General features: G+C 39.3%; 9 protein-coding genes. All 9 read left to right on the top strand.

The window, feature by feature from the left end; translation table 11 throughout:
* The first annotated feature begins 153 nt into the window (after positions 1 to 153).
* Positions 154 to 726 (top strand): polysaccharide biosynthesis/export family protein, encoded by a 573-nt coding sequence (locus ABIL39_11825; GenBank protein ID MEO0166813.1) that lies wholly within the window; start codon positions 154 to 156, stop codon positions 724 to 726.
* Positions 723 to 3,038: a polysaccharide biosynthesis tyrosine autokinase gene (locus tag ABIL39_11820; GenBank protein MEO0166812.1), complete on the top strand. Its 2,316-nt coding sequence runs from the start codon at positions 723 to 725 to the stop codon at positions 3,036 to 3,038. The genes ABIL39_11825 and ABIL39_11820 overlap by 4 nt, the downstream gene beginning before the upstream one ends.
* Positions 3,039 to 3,043: 5 nt before the next feature.
* A complete protein-coding gene (locus ABIL39_11815) occupies positions 3,044 to 3,322 on the top strand; it encodes a septum formation initiator family protein (protein ID MEO0166811.1) in 279 nt (92 codons plus the stop codon).
* Complete coding sequence (gene ricT, locus ABIL39_11810) at positions 3,319 to 4,011, top strand: regulatory iron-sulfur-containing complex subunit RicT (protein MEO0166810.1); 693 nt, start codon at positions 3,319 to 3,321, stop codon at positions 4,009 to 4,011. Before ABIL39_11815 ends, ricT begins: the two co-directional genes overlap by 4 nt.
* Positions 3,974 to 4,738: a nucleoside triphosphate pyrophosphohydrolase gene (gene mazG, locus ABIL39_11805; protein MEO0166809.1), complete on the top strand. Its 765-nt coding sequence runs from the start codon at positions 3,974 to 3,976 to the stop codon at positions 4,736 to 4,738. The genes ricT and mazG overlap by 38 nt, the downstream gene beginning before the upstream one ends.
* Positions 4,708 to 5,403, top strand: a complete 696-nt coding sequence (rsmG, locus tag ABIL39_11800; protein MEO0166808.1) for a 16S rRNA (guanine(527)-N(7))-methyltransferase RsmG — start codon at positions 4,708 to 4,710, stop codon at positions 5,401 to 5,403. The genes mazG and rsmG overlap by 31 nt, the downstream gene beginning before the upstream one ends.
* Positions 5,391 to 6,185: a glycosyltransferase family 2 protein gene (locus tag ABIL39_11795; protein ID MEO0166807.1), complete on the top strand. Its 795-nt coding sequence runs from the start codon at positions 5,391 to 5,393 to the stop codon at positions 6,183 to 6,185. The genes rsmG and ABIL39_11795 overlap by 13 nt, the downstream gene beginning before the upstream one ends.
* Positions 6,186 to 6,899: 714 nt before the next feature.
* A complete protein-coding gene (locus ABIL39_11790; protein MEO0166806.1) occupies positions 6,900 to 7,115 on the top strand; it encodes a hypothetical protein in 216 nt (71 codons plus the stop codon).
* Between the two features lie 833 nt (positions 7,116 to 7,948).
* The coding region (locus ABIL39_11785) for a site-specific DNA-methyltransferase (protein ID MEO0166805.1) at positions 7,949 to 8,987 on the top strand (1,039 nt) is incomplete at its 3' end.

Here is an 8,987-nt window from a genome sequence, read left to right as displayed (position 1 = left end):
TTGGGTTTAGAATTATTGGATAAGCTGGATTTATCCAAATACCCGTGGCTTTTTTGTTTCAAAAAGTTATGCCCAACCGAAGATTAAAAGTGAGGAGTACTCAGAGAAAATGGTTATTGACATATTGAGTTTTCTGCATATAATAAGGAGAATATGTTATCTCTATTGCTCATTGTGCTATCACCACATGTTTATCTTATCCCCAATGATGCAGTTGAAGTTGAGATCTGGCATCAACCAACATTGAGTGGCAAATATTTTGTTGATGCAGATACTACATTGAATATCCCGCTATTGGGGAAGGTGGATATAAAAAATATTCCGGCGGATTCTCTGGAAAAGATTTTGATTGAGGAGTATCACAAATACTATGGCGATATCTTTTTAACGATTAACATATACTATCAGATAAATGTTTTTGGTGAAGTTAAATCCCCGGGTAAATACTATCTCAAAAGTAACGAAAATCTTACCAACCTTTTAGCGATGGCGGGCGGTCCCACTTCTAATGGGAATATCGGTCGGATAAAAATTTTGAATTTAGGTAAGGAAAGGATTGTCAATTTAGAGAAAATTCTGAAGAGCGGTCAGAAAACCTATGAGTTGAATCTTGAACCCGGAGATGTGGTCATTGTCCCCAGACGCTTCATGCCTGCATTACAGGAGTGGTCGGTGCTCTTTAGCATCGGCACGCTGATTTTACAGATAATCTATTACACACGATGAACAAAGACTATACCTTGCAGGATTACCTCGAAATCATTTATAAGCGGCGCATTTTGATCATTGTTTGTGTCCTGGCAACTTCTCTGGGTGCCCTTTTGGTGAGTCTCAATTTGCCCAAGGTTTATGAGGCAAAGGTGAAATTTAAATTGGAACTTTCCGAAGCCAAACCGGTATTCTTTACAGAACTTTATACCCCCCAACGTGTAGACCCGGTGGAGAGTGAGTTAGAGATCATCCGCAGTCGAACTCTTGCCCGGGCAGTGGTTAAAAAATTGGCTTTGAATTTTGTGGTGGAGAATCACCAACGCTTTTTGTTCGATTCTCTTCAAGTAGGAGAGAATGTTCTCCCTGGTAAATACTTGATAAAAATGGAGAACGCCGAAGAGTTTAGCATATATAACAAAAAAGAGGAGTTGGTGGGCAGAGGGCGCGTTGGGGAAATTTTTAATCAGAATGGTTTAAGATTTGTTTTAAAAGAGAGATTACCCAAGGATTATCTGGAATTTAATATCATTGATGGAGAAAAGGCTACCGAGAGTTTAATGGATAATATTTCGGTGAGTCAAGTAAAGAATACTTCACTGGTATTACTCAAAGCGCGCTCCACAATTCCGGAACTTGCCGCCAAGATTGCTAATTCATTATCTCAGGAATATATTTTATACACCCTGGAGAGCCTCCGGGAATCAGCCCGTGGTTCCAAAGAGTTCATCGAAAGTCAGATTAAAATCTTTGGCACCGAATTGGATAGCGCTGAAGAAAATTTGCGGAGATACAAACAACAGAGTGGTGTTTTTTTATTGAGTGAAACGGCTAAGGAACTCATCAACGCCATTGCCCAGTTTGAAGTGGAAAAGGAACGGGCGATAGTGGAGTTACATGAGACGGAAAGCAGCATCAAGAAACTGGAAAGCGAGCTCGCCCGGGATGAGGCAAGCTATGGTTATTATAAAAAAATGGCTTCTTTCCCGACCATCTCCAGTAGTCCTTTGATTATAAAGTTGAGAGAGCAGCTGAAAGAATTGGAGGTTCAAAAACAAGAATATCAGAACGATCCGGCAAAACTAAAACAGATCCAGGAGCAGATTGCGCGTGTGGAGCAGGAGATTAATCAGACCAGTAAACAGATTGCGATGGCGGGTCCTTCCACCGGTGATCCAGTCTTTCAAGCACTTATCACCAACATCATCAACAGCGAAACCCGGCTCATCGCCCTCCAGAGTCGGATTGAGGCACTTAACCAAATCATTGAAAAACATAATCGCCGTCTCAAACAATTGCCCGAGGCTGAGGTAAATCTGGCACAACTTGAGCGGCAGAAAAAAGCGAACGAGGAGATCTATACCATGCTCCTCGGCAAGCTGGAGGAATCCAAAATTGCTGAGGCGATGCAGATCAGCCAGGCGCGGATCATTGATAGTGCAATAATTCCTACCAAACCTGTGGAACCCAAACCAAGATTGAATACAATCCTTGGATTTTTATTAGGACTTTTAATCGGTGTTGGGGGGGCCTTCTTATTGGAGTATCTTGACACTTCAGTACGGACGACCAAGGACATCGAAGACCTCACAGGGATTACGGTGCTGGCAGCAGTGCCATTGATAAAGAACAAGCAGCATCACGACATTCCGACCATCAATGAACCCCATTCCGAGATTGCTGAGGCCTATAGGATTTTGCGCACCAATTTAGTCTTTACTGCTGTAAGCCGACCGATTAAGACATTATTGATTACTTCCACCCTCCCTCAAGAGGGCAAGACGACGACCTGTATTAATCTTGGCATTACTCTTGCCCAACAGGGACACCGGGTGATAGTTCTTGATTGCGATTTTCGCCGGCCTAAATTGCATAGTTATTTCCAGGAGATTGTGCGGGATAACCACAACGGTTTGACCGATGTATTAATCAACCGGATAAAATTGAATGAGGCGATTAAAAAAGCACCGTTTGAAAATTTCTATTTTATTACCAGTGGCACCATTCCTTCCAATCCTGCAGAATTGCTTGGTTCGGTCTCCATGAGCAATGTGGTAGATAAACTAAAAGACGATTTTGATTATGTGTTGATTGATGCCCCACCGGCATTAGGGATTGCAGATGCGCGGATTCTGGGGAGGATATGCGATGGCATAATTGTGGTAGTCATGAGCGGGAAGACGAATCGGGATGCGGTAAGGGAGGTAAAAGAAGAATTAGAGCGGGCTGGAGAAAAGATTATTGGCTATGTATTAAATGGTGTGGATACCAGCCAGCGCTACTATCGCCATCACTATTATTATTACCAGTATTACCAGAGAGCAAAATAGCAAAGATGAAACAAGAACTCTCTTTTTTTATCAAAAAATGGTTTTTGGTTCTGTTTTTTTTTATGCTCCCCGGATTATATCTGGGAAGAAAGATATTTATTTTAGTAAATGCCTATTATACCGAAAGAAACCTGAAAAGGAGTATTATTGTTCTTAGTGCCGAAAACGAGCTGCTGAAAAAGAGGATTGAGGAATACAAAAGCGGTAGGTTCATTGAAGCCAAGGCGCGCAATGATCTGGGTATGATTAAGAAAGACGAAAAAATATATGTGATATTGAAATGAAATACGAAATATCAATCACTCCCTTTTGGAAAATCGTAGTCCATGGTTCCGATGATTACCACCTTGGAGAAAGGATTCTCTTTAAAACAAAGGACGGCATAGATACCGGAACAATCTGTGCACAGGCGGTTGAGGAAGAATCAATCGGCGAAATTCTTAGACCAGTTAATGATGAAGATTTAGCGAAACTGGAAGAGTTGAAAGAATATGCCGAATGGTGTCTTTTTGAATTCAAAAATGCGATCCGGGCATTCAATATGGATATGAAGGCGGTATATGCACATTGCCAGTTTGATGCGGAAAGGGTGATCTTTTATTTTACCGCAGAACACAAGATGAAATTTCGCAAACTCCATCGCTTTATTTCCCAGCAATTGAATAAACGCGTCGTCATCAAACAGATCGGCGCTCGGGATTTCGCCCGCTACTGTGGCGGAATGGGACCATGTGGTCGCAAGGTTTGTTGTGCAGCATTTCTTAAGGATTTAAAATCCATCTCGCTGAGAATGGCGCGGCGTCAGAATATATTCCTCACGCCGAATAAATTGTCAGGGATATGTGGTAAACTTTTATGCTGTCTGAATTTTGAGGAGGACTTTTATACTGATTTCCGGCCCGTGGCAATAGATCAAAAAACCAATGGGGTAGCGAATGGGGAGAATACGCAACCAGAAATTGAAGATCTCTGACGCCTTTCACAAGCTCTTCCAGCTGGTAAAAACATTACGCCGAAAATGTCCTTGGGATCGCCGACAGACACTCGCTACCATAAAAAATAATGTGATTGAAGAGGCTTACGAAGTTCTCGCCGCAATCGAAAAACAGGATCGGACAGCCCTGAAAGAAGAAATCGGCGATTTACTCTTTCTGGGATTTTTTCTCTGCTCGTTGATGGAAAAAAAGGGGATCACCCCTACGGAAATAATTCAGGATACGATCACCAAATACAAACTCAAACATCCCCATGTCTTCCGTTCCCGGAAGTTCCGCAACACTGAAGAAATTGTTAAATTCTGGCATAGTTCAAAGAAGGATATCTTTGAAGGGATTCCAGAGTCTCTACCGGCATTAATGGCTGCTAAGTTAATTCAAGAACGGGCTGCCCGGGTGGGATTTGACTGGGCGGATGCCCAGGGTCCACTCCAGAAGTTGGTTGAAGAAATTAAAGAACTTGAAAAAGCCGGGTCCCGCCGGGAACGAGTTGATGAACTGGGGGACTTACTTTTTTCCTGTGTGAACCTTGCCCGTCATCTGAAGATCGATCCCGAGGATGCCCTCCGTAAGGCAAACAGAAAATTTGTCAATCGGTTCCGGACGATGCAGAGAAAATTGATAAAAACCCGGTTGGCATCTTCTTCAGTCACCCTTGAAGAGATGGATAAAATTTGGAACGAAGTGAAAAATTCAAAAAGATAGTCTTTTTGATGCACTCTTTGGATAAAGAGATGGAGATTCTGAAGGAGGGTTTAAAAGAACTCCATCTTCCAGTTTCGGAAATGGTGCTTGATAAATTCCGAATTTACTTGGAAAAGCTTTACGAATATAGGGGTCGGCTCCATTTGCTTTCGCATAAGGATTACACCCGTATCACCCTGAAACATTTTTTGCCCTCATTGATGGTCTTACCCTATCTTAATCAGCCCCAAAATGGTTGCGACATTGGTGCAGGAGCTGGTTTCCCTTCCATTCCGGTTAAGATTTTAAGACCTGAAATTGATTTCGTGCTCTTTGAATCGGTGCGCAAAAAAGCAAAATTTTTGCAAGAATTGATAACCAGCCTTTCCCTAAAGGGGATTGAGGTGGTCGCCCAGCGTGCAGAAAAATATAAAGAGAAGAAGTTTGATCTGATTTTAATACGGGCTGCAGGCCGAATCCGAGATTTACTCAATACAGTTGATGGCCTGCTCGCTCCGACAGGGCGTGCGTTCTTTTATAAAAAAGCACAAATTGATGAGGAGATAAAACAGGCCGAAGCGAGATTGCGTAAAAAAAATTTTAGGATAAAAGTAGAAAAAGTCCTTACACCCGTAGAAAGAATACCTTTGTCTTTAGTAATGCTTTATCGGCAGTGCTCACCATAATCATTGTCCATTACAATGCACCATGCGCTTTGAGGGACTGTTTAAACGCCCTCAAAAACGCAAATCTTGAGATACCCATGGAGTTAATTATCATTGATAATGCCTCTGCTCATTCACCAAGGCCCCTGATCGAGTTTTTTAATAAATTTTTTGAAATTCTTTTCATTGAAAACCGAATAAATCTCGGTTATGCCCGGGCAGTAAATCAGGGATTAAAAAAAGCCCGTGGCGAGTTTATTTTAATTATCAACCCTGATATCCTTATTCCCGCCGGGGCTATTGAGGAGATGGTCAAGTATTTAGAAAGAGAACCAGAAGTAGGGCTTTTGGCACCAGCCCTTTTCTACCCGGATGGTTCGGTGCAACGGTCTTGTTTCCGCTGGCCCCGGTTTTATACTCCATTTGTCCGGAGAACTTTTCTCAAATGCACACCTTGGGGAAAGAGAGAACTGGAAAGATATTTGATGGTGCATTTTGAATGTGATCGCATCGAAAAGGTGGACTGGGTCTTGGGTGCGGCGATGATGGTGAAAAAGAGTGCGATTAGGAAGGTGGGTTTGATGGATGAGAGATTTTTTCTATATTTTGAAGATGTCGATTGGTGCCGGAGGTTTGCCAAACAAAATTTGCGCGTGGTCTACTTCCCCAGGGCAAGATTTCTTCATAAATATGCCCGAATTTCAGCTCAAGGAGGGGGATTATGGATGATATTCAATAAATATTTCTGGTTGCATACGATAAGCTATCTTAGGTATTTTATTAAATGGCACATTTGCTGCTGAATTTAGACTATTTTTGGTCGCTGTGCTACTGAGTCCTTTCCATATTTGAAGGAACGATAAAACCCATGGGCAAGATTTATAAGGGTAATCAATGATTTAGCGCTGGGTCCATTTGTAGGGCAAGGCTTTAGCCTTGCTTAAATAAAAAAGCCAACCTGAGGGGATAACCGGTAAAATGGTAGGCGCAGACTTTAGCCTGCGGATAATTTTTTTTTAAATCCCAAGGTATTTCGCACCCTGAAGGTGCGGCTACCCCTAATAATCTTACGAAGAAATAAAAGCAGATTTAGACAGTGCAAAAAACTTAATGCCAGAAATCAAAAGAAAACTAAAAATCTAATAGATTAGAGAACTGGTTTTATATAAAGGCAGTCTTTACTCCCGAGATAATCTCAATCGTCTTAGGATTGCATTACCTTGCTAATGCGTATTAGAATTATGTTTATAATTTGGAATTTATTCTAACCATTTCATACATCAAATCCCTCGCCCCTTGTGGGAGAGGGCAAGGGTGAGGGGGATTTACCACCTTTTCCTCAAGCGATTCTTGTATTAGAGTTATGTTTCTAATTTGGAATTTAATTATTGCCTGGGATTTGGGATTTATTCCTGATTCCGTAGTGGCAGAGTTTACTCTGCAAAAATCATTTTTTATTTAAATAGTGGGCTTGACTTTCCTCCTCTTTTGTTTATAATCCTTTGTAAGGAGAATTTATGAGTGAAAGCGTGCCGGCAAAAAAGATTCTCACATTGGAAATGGAATTAAAAATTCTTGAAGCACAATTAAGAGACTTGGTCTCTAAGAACAAAAAAAAGAAAAAGGATAATAAATTTTCTAAGCTATATGGCATATGGAAAAAATATGGTGATTTTTCTTATCACGAAATAAAAGAATCAGAGATCAAACTACCTAAAGATTTAGGGATTTAATGACTTACATAGTTGATACCCATGTATTAGTTTGGTTCCTTACTGGTAGCAAACAATAAAGCAAAACAGTAACAGATATCCTAAAGAAACGAGAAATTAAAATTATTATCCCAACAATTGTTCTGGCTGAGTTAAAGTATCTTCACAAAAGGAAAAAGATTCCGATATCTTTTGAAAAGGTAAAGTCCGCAATTGATGAAGACGAGAGATGTGTTATTTTCCCGCTGAATGAAGACATTATTGATGTAATTCCTACTCAACTGGATATTCATGATGGCATTATTTGCGGCACAGCAATACTTTTTAGCAAAACTTTGAAAGATAAGGTTGCAATTCTCAGTCGGGATAGAGAAATAAAAGATTCACAATTAGTGCAAGTGATTTGGTAAAATTGCATAGCCTGTGTGGCAATAGTATTTGTCATGCTGAATTTATTTCGACATCTCATCCCATTTTCAGCTCAACGAAAGACAAAAACTAAATTCTTAATTTGGTGCTTGGGATTTAGGATTTATTCCTGTAGGAGCGTTTTCCTAACCGCGAAAATCTTGCAGGAATGGCTTTTAGCAGCAATACACAATGTAGGGCAAACCTTTAGGTTTGCGTTTATTTTTTAGCTCTCCTAATGTATACCTCCTCAGTAATGGCTATTGTGATCATAGACACTTTTTGGATATAGTATATCCCGTTTTAATTATCTGGATAAGATATTCTATTTTTATTAAACCCTATTTCGGTAAGATTATCTGATTTAAATCATCACCTTGACTTTTTTGAAAAATGCGATAAACTTCTTTATAAGGAAGTGCTTTTCATGAATAAAAGGAGATATTATGGATAGTATCGAAAAATTTCAAGATTTGCTTAAAAAACTTTTTCAGTTTGAAACATCTGATTTGGATTTTGGGATTTATCGCATTTTGAATTATAAGAGAGAAACAATAGGGAAATTTATTCAGGGAGAGCTTAGAAATAAGGTCGAAACTGCTTTTGCTAAACATAAAGATGAAAGGTTAACAAATATAAATGAAAAATTTGAAAAGGTTAAAGAAAAAGTTATTCAAAGTTTAGGGCAAAACGCCTTCACTCCTACAGGAGACTTAAAGGAAGAATTTAAAGACACACCTATTGGACAAGAGTTCTTATCAATAAAGGCACAAAAAGAGGAAGTAGAGAAAATTGATGAGATAAAAAATCAGGTTTTTAACGACCTTCATAATTTCTTTTCCAGATACTATGAAGAGGGTGATTTTGTTCCGCATTATCGCTACTCTATAAAAGGGCACAAATATGCCATTCCTTACAATGGTGAGGAAGTAAAACTTTACTGGGCAAATCAAGAACAATATTATACGAAAACAGGTTTACTTTTTAGAGATTATACATTTAAGGCAAATGATTACAAAGTTATCTTTCGTATTGTCTCTGCCAAGGAAGAACTTGCTTCAAACAAGGCTACAAAAGAAAGGTTTTTTGTCCTTGATGATGAAAATCCAATAGAAATAATTCCATCTCCCCTTGTGGGAGGGAGTAAGAGTGAGGGGGATAATAAATCCATAATTATCCGCTTTCAGTATAGAGAACTTACTGAGGAAGAAATTTCAGAAATTAAGAAATATAGAAAAGAACAAAAGAAAAAAGAAGATGAAGACGAAGAAGATAAAAGAATTAAAATTAAAAGGGAAGAAATAGACAAAATTAACTTTGAAAAAATAAGAAAATTTTTAGAAGGGCAAAAACAACACTCGCTTCTAAAAAATCTTATAGAAAACCAAAAAAATGAAATACCTATTCTATTATACCATTTAAACAGATTTACTGCAAAAAATACAAAGGATTATTTTATTCATAAAAATCTTAAAAAATTTCTTT

This window comes from candidate division WOR-3 bacterium (assembly GCA_039802205.1).
Lineage (GTDB): Bacteria > Hydrothermota > Tepidihabitantia > SM23-42 > JAOAFX01 > JAOAFX01.
This window is presented reverse-complemented; position numbering and strand designations above follow the sequence as displayed.